Source organism: Stenotrophomonas sp. G4 (genome assembly GCF_003428825.1).
GTDB lineage: Bacteria > Pseudomonadota > Gammaproteobacteria > Xanthomonadales > Xanthomonadaceae > Stenotrophomonas > Stenotrophomonas indicatrix.
Genome location: NZ_CP031741.1, coordinates 3,890,063 through 3,908,418, shown reverse-complemented (window position 1 = coordinate 3,908,418; position 18,356 = coordinate 3,890,063). Strand labels below are relative to the sequence as shown.

The window sequence follows — 18,356 nt, the reverse complement described above, 5'->3', positions numbered from 1 at the left end:
CACCAGATTGCCGGAGTTCTCCCCATGGCCGAAATCAAGGAAGCACGTGTCCCCGATATCGGTGACTACAGCGATATCCCGGTAATCGAGGTGCTTGTTGCCGTCGGCGATACGGTGAAGAAGGACCAGGGCCTGGTCACGCTGGAAAGCGATAAAGCGACCATGGAGGTGCCGTCCTCGGTGGCCGGTGTGGTCAAGGAAATCAAGGTCAAGCTGGGCGACAGCCTGTCCGAAGGCAAGGTCGTGGCACTGATCGAAGTGGCCGACGGCGAGGCTGCCCAGCCGGCCGCTGCTGCCGCACCTGCCGTTGCACCCGCACCGGCCAAGGCCGCTGCTCCGGCCGCTGCCACCCAGGCCGCTCCCGCTCCGGCCGCTGCTGCCGCCCCCGCTGCCAGCGGCGGCGCGGTGGAAGCCCTGGTGCCGGATATCGGCGATTACAGCGGCATTCCGGTCATCGAAGTGCTGGTAGCCGTGGGCGATACGGTGAAGAAGGACCAGGGCCTGGTCACGCTGGAAAGCGACAAGGCCACCATGGAAGTGCCGTCGTCGGTCGCCGGCGTGGTCAAGGAGATCAAGGTCAAGGTCGGCGACAACCTGTCGCAGGGCAACGTGGTCGCCATCATCGAAGCCGAAGGCGCTGCCGCCCCGGCCCCGGGCAAGGCGGCCGCCGCTGCTGCCCCGGCTGCCGCCGAGACCGCCACCAAGGTCGAGCCGGTCGCCGTGCCGGCCCAGCCGGACAAGCTGGCCGCCCGCGAGATCGCCAGCGCCCCCTCGGCCGGCGCGCCGACCAGCCCGCCGGTACAGTTCAACGCCGATGGCGTGCTGCCGGCCAAGGTGCCCTACGCATCGCCGGTGGTGCGCGTGTTCGCCCGTGAGCTCGGTGTCGACCTGCTGCAGGTCAGTGGCAGCGAGAAGGGCGGCCGCATCACCAAGGCCGACGTGCAGAAGTTCGTCAAGGCCGCGCTCAGCGGCGGCGCTCCGGCAGCTGCCGGTGGCACCGTGGCTGCCGGCGGTGGCCTCAACCTGCTCCCGTGGCCGAAGGTTGATTTCAGCAAGTTCGGCGACGTGGAAGTGCAGCCGCTGTCGCGCATCAAGAAGATCTCAGGTGCGAACTTGGCCCGCAACTGGGCGATGATCCCGCACGTCACCCAGTTCGAGCAGGCCGACATCACCGACCTGGAAGGCCTGCGCGTGGCGCTGAACAAGGAGAACGAGAAGGCCGGCATCAAGCTGACCATGCTCGCCTTCCTGATCAAGGCCAGCGCTGCGGCGCTGAAGAAGTTCCCGGAGTTCAACGCTTCGCTGGATGCCAGCGGCGAGAACCTGACCCTGAAGAAGTACTTCAACATCGGTTTCGCTGCCGATACCCCGAACGGCCTGGTCGTTCCGGTCATCCGCGACGTCGACAAGAAGGGCGTGGTGCAGATCGCGCAGGAAACCGGCGAGCTGGCCAAGAAGGCGCGTGACGGCAAACTGGGCCCGGCCGACATGAGCGGCGGTTGCTTCTCGATCAGCTCGCTGGGCGGCATCGGCGGCACCGCGTTCACCCCGATCGTCAATGCCCCGGAAGTGGCCATCCTCGGCGTCTCCAAGTCGTCCATCCAGCCGGTCTGGAATGGCAAGGAGTTCGCTCCGAAGCTGATGCTGCCGCTGTCGCTGAGCTACGACCACCGCGTCATCGATGGCGCCCTGGCCGCACGCTTCACCACGTACCTCTCGCAGGTGCTGGCCGACATGCGCCGCGTGCTGCTGTAAGGCACCGCTTCGCCCCCACCGTGCGGCCGCTGCCCCTGGCGCGGCCGCCTGTCGAAACGCAGTGACAGCCCGCCGGCCACGCCGGTCGGGCACGAGGAAAACCCACCATGGCCACGATTGAAATCAAGGTTCCCGACATCGGCGATTACAGCGATGTGCCGGTGATCGAAGTGCTGGTCGCCGTTGGCGATACGGTGAAGAAAGACCAGGGTCTGGTGACCCTGGAGTCGGACAAGGCGACCCTGGAAGTGCCGTCCTCGGCAGCCGGCGTGGTCAAGGAAATCAAGGTCAAGCTGGGCGACACGCTGTCCGAAGGCGCGGTCGTCGTGCTGCTGGAGACCGAAGGCGCCGCTGAAGCGCCGGCCAAGGCCGCTGCGCCGGCCCCGGCGGCCGCCGCCCCGGCCAGCAAGCCGCCGGTGACGCCGTCGCACCGCGCCCCCGCCGAGCCTGCAGCACCGAAGCCGGCGCTGGCCAGTGGCAAGGCCGCCGACATCGAGTGCGAAATGGTTGTGCTGGGCTCGGGCCCGGGCGGCTACACCGCCGCCTTCCGCGCCGCCGACGTCGGCCTGGATACGGTGCTGGTCGAACGCTACGCCAGCCTCGGCGGCGTCTGCCTCAACGTCGGCTGCATCCCGTCCAAGGCACTGCTGCACGCCGCTGCGGTGATCGACGAAGTCGCCCATGCCGGTGATTTCGGCGTCGAGTTCGGCAAGCCGACCATCACCCTGGACAAGCTGCGCCAGTACAAGGAAAAGGTCGTCAACCAGCTGACCAAGGGCCTGGCCGGCATGGCCAAGCAGCGCAAGGTCCGCAGCGTGCAGGGCGTGGGCAAGTTCGTGTCCGCCAATGAGCTGGAAATCACCGCCGCTGACGGCAGCACCCAGTTGCTGCGCTTCCAGAAGTGCATCATCGCCGCCGGTTCGCAGGCGGTGAAGCTGCCGAACTTCCCGTGGGACGACAAGCGCGTGATGGACTCCACCGACGCGCTGGAACTGGCCGAAGTGCCGGGTTCGCTGCTGGTCGTCGGTGGCGGCATCATCGGCCTGGAAATGGCCACCGTGTACGGCGCGCTGGGCAGCAAGGTCACCGTGGTCGAGTTCATGGACCAGCTGATGCCGGGCGCCGACAAGGATCTGGTCAAGCCGCTGGCCGACCGCCTGAAGAAGCAGGGCATTGACGTGCACCTGAAGACCAAGGCCTCCGGCGTCACCGCCGATGCCAAGGGCATCACCGTGACCTTCGAAGCCGCCGAGGAAGGCCAGGCGCCGGCATTGGCGCAGGGCACCTTCGACCGCGTGCTGGTGGCCGTGGGTCGTTCGCCGAACGGCAAGAAGATCGATGCTGAAAAGGCCGGCGTGCAGGTGACCGATCGTGGCTTCATTCCGGTCGACCGGCAGATGCGCACCAACGTGCCGCACATCTTTGCCATCGGCGACATCGTCGGCAACCCGATGCTGGCCCACAAGGCCACGCACGAGGGCAAGCTGGCGGCCGAAGTGGCTGCCGGGCACAAGAAGGAGTGGGTGGCGCGGGTGATTCCGTCGGTGGCCTACACCAACCCGGAAATCGCCTGGGTTGGCGTCACCGAGACCGAAGCCAAGGCCAAGGGCCTGAAGGTGGGCGTGGCCAAGTTCCCGTGGGCCGCCAGCGGCCGCGCGATCGGCATCGGCCGCACCGAGGGCTTCACCAAGCTGATCTTCGACGAGGACAGCCACCGCATCATCGGCGGTGCGATCGTCGGCGTGCACGCCGGTGATCTGCTGGCCGAGATCGGCCTGGCGATCGAGATGGGTGCCGAGGCCGAAGACATCGGCCACACCATCCACGCGCACCCGACGCTGAGCGAGTCGGTGGCGATGGCCTCGGAAATCTACGACGGCACGATCACCGATCTGTATCTTCCTAAAAAGAAGTAGCGCCGGGCCATGCCCGGCGAAACGGAAAACCCGGCGCAAGCCGGGTTTTTTGTTGGTCGTCTGCGCGAGTCTTCGATCATTCCTACTACGAGCGTTCGGGCCGCTGCGCGGGCGGCAGGCATTTCGACAAATGTCCCCCGTCGCCCGCCTTCGGCGGTCGCCTCCTCCTTTACTTTGTCGAAACGCCTGCCGCCCGCGCAGCGGCTCGGCTTGCGGAAGGCGGAGCCACAACCACCGCCACCGCAGCGGCTGTCTGGATGCCTGACACGCGGAGGGAGAGGGGGCTGGGTGCGAAGTAAAGGAGGAGGTGACGGCCGCAGGCCGGCGCCGGGGGACATCCGCACCCCGCCCCCTCTCCCTCCAGCGCTCGACCAACCCGCTTCTGCTCTTCTGTCAGGAAGCCACAAAAAACGCGGCCCCCGATGTTCCGGAGGCCGCGCCAGGAGAGAGCTTGTCGTGGAAGGGGAGCAGGGGTCAGAAGCTGACGCTGATACCCGCCACCGGGCCCTTGAATTCCTGCTTCAGGCCGATGGTGCCGTCGCTGCCCTTCTTGTCCGCGTCCAGCTTGAACCAGTCGTAGCCGGCGAACACACCGAAGTTGTCGGTGAAGCGGTAATCGACGATGGCGTTGGCGCGGCTCAGGTCGCCCTTGTAGTCGTCGAAGCTGCCCCAGCGCGTGTTGAGGTACTGGCCCTGCAGGGTGATCATCCACTTTTCGGACGGGGTGAAGCTCAGGCGTGCACCCACCACAGGCGCCACACCGTCGGTCTTCTCGTCCAGGAACTGGCCTTCATACACCGTGCCCAGGTCGGCGTAGCCCTTGGTGCTGACCTTGGCGTATTCGGCACCCAGCTGCAGGCCGAGGTCGAACTTCTCGGTGTCCACCACCGAGTAGTCATACACCAGGCTGGCCACCTGGTACTTCAGTTCGGCCTTGACGAAGCTGTCGGCCGGCACGTTCACGTTGCCGAAGGAAATGTCCTGGCCGAGCGTCTCGCGGCGGTCCTTGTCGTACTTGAAGTAGTTGAACAGCAGGCGCTGGCGGTTGCTGATGCGGAACATGCCGTCGATGCGCGGCTCCCATTCCTTGCCACCCAGCTTGAAGTCCTCGGAGAAGCCGATGTCCTGGCCGGCGACATTGGTGTTGCCGCGCAGGGTGTTGTCCGAGTCGATGTTCATCGCACCCAGGCGCAGGGCGAAGCGGTCATCGCCTTCGGCGGCATGGGCGGAGGAGGCGAACGACGCGCCGGCGGCGAGAAGCGAGAGGGCGAGCAGGGTGGGGACGGAGCGCATCGAAAGAGTCCTTGCAGTGGTTCATCGGAATGAAGGCCACTTTGCCGGACGTCGCTGTCCACCATTCGTGAAGGTATGGTCCACGCGATGTGGACGGTTCAGCGCTGTCGGCGCCCTGCGAAAAGATGGCCCCGGAGCGGCGCTTCGGGGCCATCATGGGGACCTGCAGGCGAAGCGTCGACGAGGTAGCCGCAGGCAGGTCGGAAGATGGGACCACTGCCGTCGGCGGAAAGTTCCGCCACCTGCGACCAAAGTTCAATGCGTTGCACCGCAACATCGCGCAGATGGCATTGTCCCCGTGGTGGGCTGCAAAACCGCAGCCCTTACCGCAACTTGCGCTGTTCCGATATGAACAGGCAGCGGTTGTCTCGCAAATTGTCCCATTGCTATAATTTGGCGGCTCGATGAGGCCCCCCTGCTGTAGTCGCCTCAGCCATCCACTTGTAACCACGCGGGACGTCCTGTGCTGAACTCCGTAGAAACGGGTCGGCGACTGATGCTGCGCGCCGCGGTCTACCCGCTGGCCGCGGTGGCTGTCCTGGCTCTGGCCTTCCTGCTAGTGGGGCCGAAGTATGCCCTTGGTGCCCTGGCATCCGGTGTGGCGGTTTCGGCCGGTGGTTGGGTGGCGGCACGGATGGCGCTGGGTGGTGGTGCGCTGGGGGCCGGTTCGGCCATGGCACGCCTGATCGTTGCGATCGTGGCCAAGTGGGCGCTCGTTTTTGGTGTCCTGATGGTGGGGTTCCTGGTCTTCAAGCTGCCTGCACTGGCGCTGTTGGCCGGTATCGCCGTCGGGCTGATGTTCCAGGTCCTGGCCATGGCCAGGCGCTAATCGAATTCATTTAACTTAAGGTTCCGGACACATGGCAGGCGAGGCGCTTACACCCACCTCCTACATCCAGCATCACCTGCACAATCTGACGGCAGGTCATGGCACCCCGTGGGCGATCCACGTGGACACGCTGGTAACCTCGCTGCTGATGGGCCTGGTGATGGTCGTCGCCTTCTGGATGGCGACCCGCAAGGCCACCTCCGGGGTGCCGGGCAAGTGGCAGGCATTCGTCGAGATCTGCCTGGAGTTCGTTGACCGCCAGGCCAAGGACACCTATCACGGCACCAGCAAGCTGGTGACCCCGATCGCGATCACGATCTTCTTCTGGATCCTCCTGATGAACCTCATCAAGATGATCCCGGCCGACTTCATCGCCAAGCCGCTCGAGCTGATGGGCGTGCCGTACTGGAAGCCGGTCCCCACCGCCGACGTCAATGCCACCCTGGGCATGTCGATCAGCGTGTTCTTCCTGATGCTGTTCTTCGCGTTGCGCGCCAAGGGTATTGGTGGTTTCACCAAGGAATTCCTGACCGCACCGTTCGGCAAGTGGATGATGCCGTTCAACCTGATCCTGAACATCGTCGAGTGGCTGAGCAAGCCGATTTCGCTGGCGATGCGACTGTTCGGCAACATGTTCGGCGGTGAAATCGTGTTCCTGCTGATCTGGGTGCTGGGCGGTGCAGGTATCGCCGGCATGTTTGCAGGCGCGTTCGCCGGCTTCGGCTGGATGCTGTTCCACCTGCTGGTGATCCCGCTGCAGGCCTTCATCTTCATGATGCTGTCCATCGTGTACCTGAGCCTGTCGGAAGACGCTCACTGAGTTTCGCTTCACCCTTCATCCGTTTGTTTCTAAACCCTTAGCAATCAAGTTCCTGGAGAAAACCATGTACTTCGCCGTCCTGACCAATCTCGCCCAAGTTCAGAGCTCCACCGTCCTCGCCGTCGGCATCATGATCGGCCTGGCCGCGCTGGGCGCCGGTCTGGGTCTGGCCATCATGGCCGGTAAGTTCCTGGAGTCGGCCGCGCGCCAGCCGGAACTGATCCCGGTCCTGCAGGTCCGCATGTTCATCACCGCCGGCCTGATCGACGCCGCCTTCATCATCTCGGTCGCCGTGGGCCTGCTGTTCGCCTTCGCCAACCCGCTGGTCGGCGAGTTCGTCTCGCGCCTGCCGGCAATCGCTGGCTGATCCAGCGAAAGTGAAACGACCGGGCGCCGCAGGCGCCTGGTCGCGGATGAAGGTTCGGAGGCGCCGCCCGTGTGGCGGCGCATCCATCCCGTCACAACCGACTGAGCGAACCCCATGGATATCGGTTTTACCCTCATCGCCCAGGCCCTGGCCTTTGCCGCCCTGATCTGGCTCATCGCGACCAAGATCTGGCCGCCGCTGATGAACGCGATCGAAGAGCGCCAGCAGAAGATCGCTGAAGGCCTCGCTGCTGCCGACCGCAGCCAGAAAGATCTGGCCCAGGCGCAGGACAAGGTCAATGAAGCGCTGAAGGAAGCCCGCACCAAGGCCAACGAGATCATCGACCAGGCCCACGCGCGTGCCAACCAGATCGTCGACGCGGCCCGCAACGAAGCTGTTGCCGAAGCCACCCGTCAGAAGGACCTGGCCCAGGCCGAAATCGACGCCGCCGCCAACCGTGCCCGTGAAGATCTGCGCAAGCAGGTGTCCGCGCTGGCCGTGACCGGTGCCGAAAAGCTGCTCAAGCGCGAAATCGACGCCAACGCCCACAAGGCGCTGCTCGACGAGCTGGCCTCGGAGATCTAAGGATGAGCCAGGCCCTCACGCTTGCCCGCCCGTACGCCCGCGCCGCCTTCGCGACCGCGCGTGACGAAGGCGCGTTCGCGCCGTGGTCGGACGCTTTGGCGTTCTCCGCCCACGTCGCCGCCGACCCGCGCGTGGCGGCCCTGCTCGCCAACCCGGAGCTGGGTCGCGATGACGCCATCGCCCTGCTGGCGCCGGAGTCCCGCGGCGAGACCTACTCGCGCTTCCTGGCTGTGCTTGCCGAGTCGCATCGCCTGCCGCTGCTGCCGGAGATCGCCGGCATGTTCGACGCCCTGCGCGCCGAGGCCGAGCACGTGGTCAAGGCCACGGTGACCTCCGCGGCCGAGCTGTCGGTTGCCGAGCTGGACGCGATCAAGGCCGCGCTGCGCAAGCGCTTCAACCGCGAGGTCGAAGTGACCACCGCGGTCGACGCCTCGCTGATCGGCGGCGCTGTGATCGACGCCGGCGACGTGGTCATCGATGGTTCGCTGAAGGGCAAGCTGGCCCGTCTGCAGACCTCGCTCGCTAACTGAATTCATTTAACGTCCGGCCCCGCTGCCGGCACTAGGACTTGACGATGGCAACCACGCTCAACCCCTCCGAAATCAGCGAACTGATCAAGAACCGCATCGAGAAGGTCAAGCTGGCCGCGGAATCGCGCAACGAAGGCACCGTGACCAGCGTGTCCGACGGCATCGTGCGCATCTTCGGTCTGGCCGACGTGATGCAGGGCGAAATGATCGAACTGCCGAACAACACCTTTGCCCTGGCCCTGAACCTGGAGCGCGACTCGGTCGGCGCCGTGGTCCTGGGTGGCTACGAGAACGTGCGCGAAGGTGACGTCGCCAAGACCACCGGCCGCATCCTGGAAGTGCCGGTCGGTCCGGAACTGCTGGGCCGCGTCGTCAACGCGCTCGGCGAGCCGATCGACGGCAAGGGCCCGCTGGCCACCCAGCTGACCGCTCCGGTGGAGCGCGTTGCTCCGGGCGTGATCTGGCGCAAGTCGGTCGACCAGCCGGTGCAGACCGGTTACAAGTCGGTCGACTCGATGATCCCGATCGGCCGTGGCCAGCGCGAGCTGGTCATCGGTGACCGCCAGACCGGCAAGACCGCACTGGCCATCGATGCGGTGATCAACCAGAAGGGCACCGGCATCAAGTGCGTGTACGTAGCGATCGGCCAGAAGGCCTCGACCGTTGCCAACATCGTGCGCAAGCTGGAAGAGAACGGCGCCCTGGCGCACACCATCGTGGTGGCTGCCACCGCGTCCGAATCGGCCGCGATGCAGTACATCAGCGCCTACTCGGGCTGCACCATGGGCGAGTACTTCATGGACCGCGGCGAAGACGCGCTGATCGTGTACGACGATCTGTCCAAGCAGGCCGTGGCCTACCGCCAGATCTCGCTGCTGCTGAAGCGCCCGCCGGGCCGTGAAGCCTACCCGGGTGACGTGTTCTACCTGCACTCGCGCCTGCTGGAACGCGCTGCCCGCGTGTCCGAGGAGTACGTCGAGAAGTTCACCAACGGTGCGGTGACCGGCAAGACCGGTTCGCTGACCGCGCTGCCGATCATCGAGACCCAGGCCGGCGACGTTTCCGCGTTCGTTCCGACCAACGTGATCTCGATCACCGACGGCCAGATCTTCCTGGAAACCGATCTGTTCAACGCCGGCATCCGCCCGGCCGTGAACGCCGGTATCTCGGTGTCGCGCGTCGGTGGTTCGGCGCAGACCAAGATCATCAAGAAGCTGTCCGGCGGCATCCGTATCTCGCTGGCCCAGTACCGCGAGCTGGCTGCGTTCGCGCAGTTCGCCTCGGACCTGGACGAAGCCACCCGCAAGCAGCTTGAGCGCGGCCAGCGCGTCACCGAGCTGATGAAGCAGAAGCAGTACGCGCCGATGTCGATCGCCAACCAGGCGCTGTCGATCTACGCCGTCAACGAGGGTTACCTCGACGACGTGCCGGTCAGCAAGCTGCTGGCGTTCGAAGAAGGCCTGCACGCGCATTTCGCCAACACCCAGGGCGAACTGATCGGCAAGGTCAACGCCACCGGCGGTTGGGACAACGACATCGAAGCTGCCTTCAAGAAGGGCATCGTCGAGTTCAAGACCACCGGCAGCTGGTAATCGAGGTCCTGTAGAGCGGAGCGATGCTCCGCTGGACCAGACGATCAAACGGTTGAACAACGCGGGGCCCCGGCCCCGCGCCACGGGAATAAAAGATGGCAAGCGGACGCGAAATCAAAACCAAGATCAAGAGCGTGCAGAACACCCGCAAGGTGACGCGCGCCCTGGAAATGGTCTCGGCCTCCAAGATCCGCAAGGCGCAGGATCGGATGAAGACCTCGCGTCCGTACGCGCAGGCGATGAAGCAGGTGATCGGCCACCTGGCGCAGGCCAGCACCGACTACCAGCATCCGTTCCTGGTCGAGCGTGAGCAGGTCAAGCGGGTCGGTTTCATCGTGATCTCCTCCGATCGCGGTCTGGCCGGCGGCCTCAACAACAACCTGTTCCGCAGGATGCTTGGCGAAGCCAAGGCCTGGCAGGACAAGGGCGCCGAAGTGGACCTGGTGACCATCGGCCAGAAGGCATCGACCTTCTTCCGCCGGGTCAAGGTGAACATGGTCGGCACGGTGACCCACATCGGCGACACGCCGAAGCTGGAATCGCTGATCGGTGTGATCAAGGTCATGCTCGACGCCTTCACCGAAGGCAAGGTCGACCGCGTGTACCTGGTCTACAACCGCTTCGTCAACACGATGACGCAGAAGGCCAGCTTCGATCAGCTGCTGCCGCTGCCGGCAGCCGAGAAGCAGGTTGCGCACCACGACTGGGACTACCTGTACGAACCCGATGCCGCGACCGTGCTCGAGCACGTGATGACGCGTTACATCGAGTCGCTGGTGTACCAGGCGCTGCTGGAGAACGTCGCTTCCGAGCATGCCGCGCGCATGGTGGCGATGAAGTCGGCCAGTGACAACGCCAACAAGCTGATCGGAACCCTGCAGCTGGTCTACAACAAGGCCCGCCAGGCAGCGATCACCCAGGAAATCTCCGAAATCGTCGGCGGCGCGGCAGCAGTCTGACCGCGTTCGTTAAAAGCACACATTTAGAGGATGCAGCAATGAGTCAGGGCAAGATCGTTCAGATCATCGGCGCCGTCGTCGACGTCGAATTCCCCCGCGAGTCGGTGCCGAAGGTGTACCACGCGCTGAAGGTGGACAACACCGAAATCACCCTGGAAGTGCAGCAGCAGCTCGGTGACGGCGTGGTCCGCTGCATCGCGCTGGGCTCCACCGACGGCCTGAAGCGCAACCTGGTGGCCACCAACACCGGCCGCGGCATCTCCGTGCCGGTCGGCGCTGGCACCCTGGGCCGCATCATGGACGTGCTCGGCCGCCCGATCGACGAAGCCGGTCCGGTCGCCTCCAGCGACAACTGGGAAATCCACCGCGCTGCTCCGTCGTATGAAGACCAGTCCCCGGCCACCGAGCTGCTGGAAACCGGCATCAAGGTCATCGACCTGATGTGCCCGTTCGCCAAGGGCGGCAAGGTCGGCCTGTTCGGCGGCGCCGGCGTCGGCAAGACCGTCAACATGATGGAACTGATCAACAACATCGCCAAGGCGCACAGCGGTCTGTCCGTGTTCGCCGGCGTGGGTGAGCGTACCCGTGAGGGCAACGACTTCTACCACGAGATGAAGGACTCCAACGTCCTGGACAAGGTCGCGATGGTGTACGGCCAGATGAACGAGCCGCCGGGCAACCGTCTGCGCGTCGCCCTGACCGGCCTGACCATGGCCGAGTACTTCCGCGACGAGAAGGACGAGAACGGCAAGGGCAAGGACGTGCTGCTGTTCGTCGACAACATCTACCGCTACACCCTGGCCGGTACCGAAGTGTCGGCACTGCTGGGTCGCATGCCGTCGGCAGTGGGTTACCAGCCGACCCTGGCCGAGGAAATGGGCGTCCTGCAGGAGCGCATCACCTCGACCAAGAATGGTTCGATCACCTCGATCCAGGCCGTCTACGTGCCGGCCGATGACTTGACCGATCCGTCGCCGGCGACCACCTTCGCCCACCTTGACTCGACCGTGACCCTGTCGCGTTCGATCGCTTCGCTGGGTATCTACCCGGCAGTCGATCCGCTGGACTCCACCAGCCGCCAGATGGACCCGCTGGTCATCGGCCACGAGCACTACGACACCGCCCAGCGCGTCCAGCAGACCCTGCAGAAGTACAAGGAACTGAAGGACATCATCGCCATCCTGGGCATGGACGAACTGTCCGAAGAAGACAAGCAGGCCGTGTCGCGCGCCCGCAAGATCGAGCGCTTCTTCAGCCAGCCGTTCCACGTGGCCGAAGTGTTCACCGGCTCGCCGGGCAAGTACGTGTCGCTGAAGGACACCATCCGTGGCTTCAAGGCCATCGTCGATGGCGAGTACGACCACCTGCCGGAGCAGGCGTTCTACATGGTCGGCAGCATCGAAGAAGCGGTCGAGAAGGCCAAGAAGATGGCCGAGAAGGCCTGATGCGGCGGGGACGGGCACACGCCCGTCCCGACCGTGACACGGGGTGGGCCTGCGCCCACCGCTGCGGAATCCCTGCGGTGGGTTCGACCCGCCCCCTAGCGAAGAGAGTTACATGAGCACCATCCGTTGCGACATCGTCAGCGCCGAGCAGGAAATCTTCCGTGGCGAAGCGACCCTGGTCGTGGCCACCGGTGAGCTGGGCGAACTGGGCATCGCGCCCAAGCACGCACCGCTGATCACCCGCCTCAAGCCAGGCAAGGTGGTAGTGACCACGCCGAGCGGCGAGCAGCTGGATTTCGCCATTTCCGGCGGCATCCTGGAAGTGCAGCCGCAGGTGGTGACCGTGCTGGCCGACACCGCTATCCGTGCACAGGACATCGACGAAGCCTCGGTCCGCAAGGCCAAGGAAGAAGCCGAACGCATCCTGGCCAACCGCGGCGAAGCGATGGAAGTGGCCGAAGCCCAGCAGAAGCTGGCAGAGGCCGTTGTCCAGCTGCAGGCGCTGGAGCGCCTGCGCAAGACCCTCAAGCACTGAGGTCCAGCGCCATCAAGCAGGAACGCCGGCCCAGTGCCGGCGTTTTTGTATGTGTGGGGACTCTGTAGTGCCGGCCGCTGGCCGGCAACCACGGCGGGATTCAGCGGTACACCACCCACCGCATCAACACGAAAGACAGCGCTGCCAACCCGCCTTCCACCAGCGGCTTTGACAGCCAGGCGTAGCGCAGGCCCAGCGCATGGTCGGCGGCGGCCACCAGCAGCGTGCTGGCCATGGTCAGCAGCAGCCACAGCGGCAGGAATCGTGCGAAGCGGCGCCAGCCCAGGCGCTGCCCGTTGGTGTCGGCAAAGGTGATGCGTCCATTGAGCCAGAAGCCCAGCAGCATGCCGGCCACGCGCCCGCAGATGTTGCCGGGCGCCGTGGGCATGCCGGCCGCCGTCGCCAGCACGAACACCGCCCAGTCCAGCAGCAACTGCAGCAGGCCGACGATGAGATAGGAACGGCCTTGGCGAAGCAGGCTCATGCTGCCGGGGTCATGATGGGGGCTCCATGTTAACGGCCCCCGTTCTAGAATCACCGCCATCGAATCGTGGACCGCCCGCATGACCCAACCCCTGCACGTGATCATCCTCGCCGCTGGCGCCGGCAAGCGCATGAAGTCGGTGCTGCCCAAGGTGCTGCAGCCGATTGCCGGCCAGCCGATGCTGGCGCATGTGATCGCCACTGCGCGGGAACTGCAGCCGGCTGCCATCCATGTGGTGTACGGCCACGGCGGGGATCAGGTGCGGAGCTGTTTCGCTGACCAGCCGGACCTGTTGTGGGCCGAACAAGCGCAGCAGCTGGGTACCGGCCATGCGGTGGCCCAGGCCATGCCGGAGGTACCCGACGCCGCCCAGGTGCTGGTGCTGTACGGCGATGTGCCATTGATCCGTGCGCAGACCCTGCGCGAGCTGCTGGCCCAGCCGGGCCGGCTGGCCGTGCTGGTGGCCGATGTCGAGGATCCCACCGGCTATGGTCGCGTGCTGCGCGATGCCGAAGGCAAAGTCGGGGCGATCGTCGAGCAGAAGGACGCCGATGATGAACAGCGCCGGGTGCGCATCATCAACACCGGCATCATCACTGCCGAATCGACGGCGCTGCGCCGCTGGCTGTCCCAGCTGTCCAACAGCAACGCGCAGGGCGAGTACTACCTGACCGATGTGTTCGCCTTTGCCGCCCGCGAGTTCACTCCGGCGGAGATGGCCCTGGTGGCCGATGCGCAGGACGCCGAAGGCGCGAACGATCCGTGGCAGCTCTCGCAGCTGGAACGGGCCTGGCAACGGCGCGCGGTGCGCGCGCTGTGCATCCAGGGCGCGCGCGTGCGCGATCCGGCGCGGGTGGATATCCGGGGTGAGGTGATCGTCGGCAGCGACGTGATGATCGATGTCGATGTGATTCTTGAAGGCAAGGTGGTGCTCGGCGATGGCGTGACCATCGGCCCGTTCACCCGGCTGAAGGACGTCACTCTCGGCGCGGGCACCGAAGTGCGTGCGCACTGCGATGTGGAAGGCGTGATCAGCGAGGGCGCGGCCCAGATCGGCCCGTTCGCGCGCCTGCGCCCGGGCACCGTGCTGGCCGATGGCGTGCACGTGGGCAACTTCGTGGAAACCAAGAAGGTCACCTTGGGAGCGGGCAGCAAGGCCAACCACCTCACCTATCTGGGCGACGCGGTGATCGGCAGCAAGGTCAACATCGGCGCGGGCACCATCACCTGCAACTACGACGGCGTGAACAAGTCGACCACCACCATCGGTGACAACGCTTTCATCGGCTCCAACAGTTCGCTGGTGGCGCCGGTGCTGATCGGTGAAGGGGCGACGATTGCTGCCGGTTCGGTCATCACCCGCACTGCGCCGGACGGCAAGCTGACCGTAGCCCGTGCGCGCCAGGAAACCATCGATGGCTGGCAGCGCCCCATCAAGAAAAGCTGAGCCGAGGCCACCGCGCGTCGACGAGCTCGACGCGTTGCCCCGCATCGAACAGCGTGCGGGCGAACTGCTGCGCGGGCACGAGGCGTACCCGGTGTTCGCCGGCCATGGACTGGACCTTCCCACCTTGCAGGCCGGACTGCGGCGTGGCCTGTTGTGGATCATCGAAGGCGCCGATGGCTGCATCGCCGGCTACCTGCTGGGTGGGGCGCTCGACGGCGATTTCCATGTGCTGCAGATGGATGTCGATCCCAATCATGCTCGCCGTGGCTACGGACGGGCGTTGCTGCAGCACGCACTCGCCGAGGCCAAGGCGCTTGGCTATCCGGCGGCGGTGCTGACCACGTTGTCGGATGTACCGTGGAATGCGGCTTTCTATGCCAGCGAAGGATTCACCCTGCTCCCGGAGTCAGAGTGGAGCGCGGGCCTGCGAGGGGTGATGGCCGAGGAAGCCGCGTTGGGATTCCCGATGCACCTGCGGGTGGCGATGCGACGGGTGCTTTAGTTTTGCTTCTTCTGTTGATTGCTGAAGGTTGATGATTGTTCATGGGTGTCACTTTTCTTTTCGCGCGAAAAGAAAAGTAACCAAAAGAAACGCGCCGCCAGTCCGCGAGCCGTCGTGCTGCGCACGCCGGTACCCTGCGCTCCCCGGTCCGTCGAGGGACGGCGCGGGAACTCGCTTCGCTCAGACACCCGCGCCTCTTCGCCCTCGCCGGCCCTGCGGTGCTCGGCTCGCTTCAAGGCGGACCCAAGTCAAAGGCCACAGCTGCACCCAGTAGATCCACGCCATGCGTGGATGCTTTTGCTCTGCTTCTCAAGTCCGCCTTGAAGCGAGCCGAGCACCGCAGGGGAATCAGGGGCGGAGAGGTGCCGATGTCTGAGCGCAGCGAGTTCGGCACCGCCCCCTGATTCGCCGAGGAGCGCAGGGCACCGATGCGCAGCATCGGCTCGCGGCCGGCGGAACGTTTCTTTTGGTTACTTTTCTTTGCGTACAAAGAAAAGTGACACCCATGAACCGTGATCAACCTTCAGCCATCAACAGAGGAAGGAAGAACAAACCTACCCCCCCGGCAACAGGATCGACACGCACAGCCCGCCCTCGGTGCGGTTCTGCAGTGATACGCGGCCACCGTGCGCCTCGACGATCTCGCGGGTGAGGGCCAGCCCCAGCCCGGTGCCGTTGCGCTTGGTCGAATAGAACGGCATCAGCGCATTCTGCAGTACCTGCTCGTTCATGCCCTTGCCGCGGTCCAGCACATCCAGCCGCAGCCACTGCGGCAGCCGGGTCAGCTGCACCTGCACGTCGTCGTTGGGCGGGTCGGCTTCGGCGCAGGCCTCGTGTGCATTCTTCAGCAGGTTGAGCAGGGCCTGGCCGAACTGGGCGATGTCGATCCGGCTGCTCAGTTCCGCGTCGGGTGCACGCACCATCGTGAACGGAATCTGCTGGCACAGGCTGGACAGGAACGGCGCCCAGTGCACGGTCTGCAGTTGCGGCTGCGGCAGCTTGGCGAAACGCGCGTAGCCGCGGATGAAGCCTTCCAGGTGGCGGGCCCGGTCTTCGATGGTGGTGAAGATCTCCGGCAGCCGGTCGAAGCGCTCGCGCTTGACCAGTTCGCCACCGGAGTGCGCCAGCGAGGCGATCGGCGCCAGCGAGTTGTTGAGTTCGTGGCTGATCACCCGGATCACCTTCTTCCAGGTCTGTACTTCCTGTCGGCGCAGTTCGGCAGTGAGCTGGCGTACCAGCAGCAGGTCATGCGGGCGGCCGTTGAGCTGGAACGCGCGCCGCGACAGGTGATAGACCTGTTCGTCGTCCTCGTCGCCTTCCACACCGTCTTCGCTTTCCGACTTCACCGCAAACAGGCTGTCGCCGCCGCGGCCGATGGCATCGCGCAGTTCCACCGGCAGCTGCTCGAGCACATCCTCCATGCGCTGGCCTTCCAGCTTCCAGCCGCTGTGCAGCAGCTTGCGCGCGGCCAGGTTGGAGAACACCACGCGGGAAATGCCATCGCCACCGGCGGCGATCAGCAGCATCGCTACCGGAGTGTTCTGCACCATGGTGTCCAGCAGCAGTTCGCGCTGCACCAGGCCTTGGCGTTGTGCGCGCAGCACCTCGCCCAGTTCGCGGTGCGCCTGCACCAGGTCACCCAGTTCGTCATTGCCGGGCCAGTAGATGCCGAAGTTGTACTCACCGTCGCGGTAGCTGCTGGTGGTCCCGGACAGCGCCCGCATCAACGAGCGCACCGGTGCGGTGGCGCGGCGCAGCGTCCACCACATCAATGACAGCAGGATGATCGTGGAGACCGTGGTCACCACCCAGCCATGGTCCATCCAGTAGGCCAGCAGCCACGGCAGCGCGGCAGCCAGCGCCAGCACCGGCAGCAGGCGCAGGAACAGGCGGAAGGTGAAGGAGCGTCGCTTCATTCGCGTGGGATGCCGTGACGGTCCATGCGCCGGTACAGCGCCTGCCGGCTCAGTCCAAGCTCGGCAGCGGCCTGGGCGATGACCCCGTGGTTGCGCGCCAGCACGTCTTCGATGCGTGCGCGGTCGGGATCATTGCCGGCGCTTGGCGTCGGGCGTGGTGCAGCAGGTGCACGCGGCAGGTTGAGATCGGCCACTTCGATGCGGTTGCCGGTGGCCAGCAGTTCGGCACGCTGGATCACGTTGCGCAGCTCGCGCACGTTGCCCGGCCACAGGTGGCGCTGCAGTGCGGTGGCCGCCGCGCTGGACAGCGGCTTGCCGATGCTGAGGAAATGCTCGGCCAGCGGCACGATGTCGCCGGGGCGGTCGGCCAGCGGCGGCAGCGTCAGTTCCACCGTGTTGAGCCGGTAGTACAGGTCTTCGCGGAACGTACCTTCGCGGATCATCGCCGGCAGGTCGGCATTGGTCGCGCTGACCACGCGCACCTTGACCTGGCGTTCGCGGTTGGAGCCCAGGCGCTCGAAACGTCCGGTTTCCAGCACGCGCAGCAGCTTCATCTGCCCACCCAGCGACAGGTTGCCGATCTCATCCAGGAACAGCGTGCCGCCGTCGGCTGCCTCGAACTTGCCTTCGCGCGCCTTGTTGGCGCCGGTATAGGCGCCGGCCTCGGCGCCGAACAGTTCGGCCTCGATCAGTTCGGAGGGCAGGGCGCCGCAGTTGACCGCCACGAAGGGGCCCTTGGCCACCAGCGAGTTGGCCTGGATGATCTGCGCGATCTTCTCCTTGCCCGCGCCATTGGGGCCGGTGATCAGTACCGGCAGCTCCGAGCGCGCGACCTGGCAGGCCAGGGCGATCACCCGCTCGCTGGCGGGGTCGGCGAACACTGCACCACACAATGCGTACTTGTCTTCCAGCGCATGCCGCTGGCGCTGTTCGCGCTGGCGTCGCTGGTCCAGTTCGCGCCGCGCTTCGGACAATTCCAGCAGGTTGTTGACCGTGGTCAGCAGCTTGCGGTCATCCCAGGGCTTGGCCAGGTAGTCGGCGGCACCGGCCTTGACCAGGTCCACCGCGCTGCTCAGGTGGGTCCAGGCGGTCAGCAGGATTACCGGCAGATCGGGGTGGCGTTCGCGGATCTGCGCGAACAGGGCCTCGCCTTCCTCGCCGGAAGTGGTGTCCTCGCTGAAATTCATGTCCTGGATCACCAGGTCCACTGGCTGAGACTCCAGCAGCGCCAGCCCTTCGGCCGGGCTCTGCGCCTGCAGCGTGTCGATGTCATGCAGGGAGAACAGCACATCCAGCGCGGTACCCACGCTGGCGTTGTCGTCGATGATCAGGATCGCAGGCATGGGTCGCAAAGAGGGTAGCGCCGGGCCATGCCCGGCGG

17 protein-coding genes are annotated in these 18,356 nt (G+C 65.5%); 13 read left to right on the top strand and 4 right to left on the bottom strand.

Annotation, left to right across the window (positions count from 1 at the left end):
- The first annotated feature begins 24 nt into the window (after nucleotides 1–24).
- Both aceF and lpdA read left to right on the top strand, forming a co-directional pair.
- The gene (aceF, locus tag D0Y85_RS17835) at nucleotides 25–1,755 is read left to right on the top strand and encodes a dihydrolipoyllysine-residue acetyltransferase (RefSeq protein ID WP_117311449.1); all 1,731 of its coding nucleotides are present in this window, start codon (nucleotides 25–27) and stop codon (nucleotides 1,753–1,755) included.
- A 107-nt stretch (nucleotides 1,756–1,862) separates the two neighbouring features.
- Complete coding sequence (gene lpdA / locus D0Y85_RS17830; RefSeq protein WP_117311448.1) at nucleotides 1,863–3,671, top strand: dihydrolipoyl dehydrogenase; 1,809 nt, start codon at nucleotides 1,863–1,865, stop codon at nucleotides 3,669–3,671.
- A 474-nt stretch (nucleotides 3,672–4,145) separates the two neighbouring features.
- Here lpdA and D0Y85_RS17825 read toward each other — a convergent pair whose 3' ends face one another.
- Nucleotides 4,146–4,964 (bottom strand): hypothetical protein, encoded by an 819-nt coding sequence (locus D0Y85_RS17825; RefSeq protein WP_117311447.1) that lies wholly within the window; start codon nucleotides 4,962–4,964, stop codon nucleotides 4,146–4,148.
- A 496-nt stretch (nucleotides 4,965–5,460) separates the two neighbouring features.
- Between D0Y85_RS17825 and D0Y85_RS17820 the strand changes: the two genes are divergently transcribed.
- The 9 genes from D0Y85_RS17820 (at nucleotide 5,461) to D0Y85_RS17780 (ending at nucleotide 12,626) form a co-directional block, all read left to right on the top strand.
- Nucleotides 5,461–5,793 (top strand): hypothetical protein, encoded by a 333-nt coding sequence (locus tag D0Y85_RS17820; protein ID WP_032952006.1) that lies wholly within the window; start codon nucleotides 5,461–5,463, stop codon nucleotides 5,791–5,793.
- Nucleotides 5,794–5,824: 31 nt separating this feature from the next.
- Nucleotides 5,825–6,613: a F0F1 ATP synthase subunit A gene (gene atpB / locus D0Y85_RS17815; RefSeq protein ID WP_025877369.1), complete on the top strand. Its 789-nt coding sequence runs from the start codon at nucleotides 5,825–5,827 to the stop codon at nucleotides 6,611–6,613.
- 64 nt (nucleotides 6,614–6,677) lie between these two features.
- Nucleotides 6,678–6,980, top strand: coding sequence for a F0F1 ATP synthase subunit C (gene atpE, locus D0Y85_RS17810; protein WP_025877367.1), 303 nt, complete (start codon nucleotides 6,678–6,680; stop codon nucleotides 6,978–6,980).
- Between the two features lie 114 nt (nucleotides 6,981–7,094).
- Nucleotides 7,095–7,565 (top strand): F0F1 ATP synthase subunit B, encoded by a 471-nt coding sequence (locus D0Y85_RS17805; RefSeq protein ID WP_025877365.1) that lies wholly within the window; start codon nucleotides 7,095–7,097, stop codon nucleotides 7,563–7,565.
- A gap of 2 nt (nucleotides 7,566–7,567) precedes the next feature.
- Nucleotides 7,568–8,095, top strand: a complete 528-nt coding sequence (locus D0Y85_RS17800; RefSeq protein ID WP_117311446.1) for a F0F1 ATP synthase subunit delta — start codon at nucleotides 7,568–7,570, stop codon at nucleotides 8,093–8,095.
- Between the two features lie 44 nt (nucleotides 8,096–8,139).
- Entirely contained in the window at nucleotides 8,140–9,687 is a 1,548-nt protein-coding gene (gene atpA / locus D0Y85_RS17795; protein WP_033832276.1) for a F0F1 ATP synthase subunit alpha, read from the top strand.
- Between the two features lie 95 nt (nucleotides 9,688–9,782).
- Nucleotides 9,783–10,646, top strand: a complete 864-nt coding sequence (atpG, locus tag D0Y85_RS17790; RefSeq protein WP_025877359.1) for a F0F1 ATP synthase subunit gamma — start codon at nucleotides 9,783–9,785, stop codon at nucleotides 10,644–10,646.
- Nucleotides 10,647–10,684: 38 nt separating this feature from the next.
- The gene (atpD, locus tag D0Y85_RS17785) at nucleotides 10,685–12,091 is read left to right on the top strand and encodes a F0F1 ATP synthase subunit beta (protein WP_093818068.1); all 1,407 of its coding nucleotides are present in this window, start codon (nucleotides 10,685–10,687) and stop codon (nucleotides 12,089–12,091) included.
- Between the two features lie 112 nt (nucleotides 12,092–12,203).
- Nucleotides 12,204–12,626, top strand: a complete 423-nt coding sequence (locus tag D0Y85_RS17780) for a F0F1 ATP synthase subunit epsilon (protein ID WP_025877355.1) — start codon at nucleotides 12,204–12,206, stop codon at nucleotides 12,624–12,626.
- A 100-nt stretch (nucleotides 12,627–12,726) separates the two neighbouring features.
- Here the strand turns inward: D0Y85_RS17780 and D0Y85_RS17775 are convergent, their stop codons facing one another.
- Complete coding sequence (locus tag D0Y85_RS17775; RefSeq protein ID WP_117311445.1) at nucleotides 12,727–13,110, bottom strand: GtrA family protein; 384 nt, start codon at nucleotides 13,108–13,110, stop codon at nucleotides 12,727–12,729.
- A gap of 79 nt (nucleotides 13,111–13,189) precedes the next feature.
- On the opposite strand from D0Y85_RS17775, the gene glmU reads away from it, so the two are divergent.
- Together glmU and D0Y85_RS17765 are read left to right on the top strand one after the other, a co-directional pair.
- The gene (glmU, locus tag D0Y85_RS17770) at nucleotides 13,190–14,557 is read left to right on the top strand and encodes a bifunctional UDP-N-acetylglucosamine diphosphorylase/glucosamine-1-phosphate N-acetyltransferase GlmU (protein WP_117311444.1); all 1,368 of its coding nucleotides are present in this window, start codon (nucleotides 13,190–13,192) and stop codon (nucleotides 14,555–14,557) included.
- Nucleotides 14,526–15,059, top strand: coding sequence for a GNAT family N-acetyltransferase (locus D0Y85_RS17765; RefSeq protein WP_117311443.1), 534 nt, complete (start codon nucleotides 14,526–14,528; stop codon nucleotides 15,057–15,059). The genes glmU and D0Y85_RS17765 overlap by 32 nt, the downstream gene beginning before the upstream one ends.
- Nucleotides 15,060–15,613: 554 nt before the next feature.
- Here the strand turns inward: D0Y85_RS17765 and D0Y85_RS17760 are convergent.
- Complete coding sequence (locus D0Y85_RS17760) at nucleotides 15,614–16,975, bottom strand: HAMP domain-containing sensor histidine kinase (protein ID WP_117311442.1); 1,362 nt, start codon at nucleotides 16,973–16,975, stop codon at nucleotides 15,614–15,616.
- Nucleotides 16,972–18,318 (bottom strand): sigma-54 dependent transcriptional regulator, encoded by a 1,347-nt coding sequence (locus tag D0Y85_RS17755; protein ID WP_117311441.1) that lies wholly within the window; start codon nucleotides 18,316–18,318, stop codon nucleotides 16,972–16,974. The genes D0Y85_RS17760 and D0Y85_RS17755 overlap by 4 nt, the downstream gene beginning before the upstream one ends.
- Nucleotides 18,319–18,356: the final 38 nt, after the last annotated feature.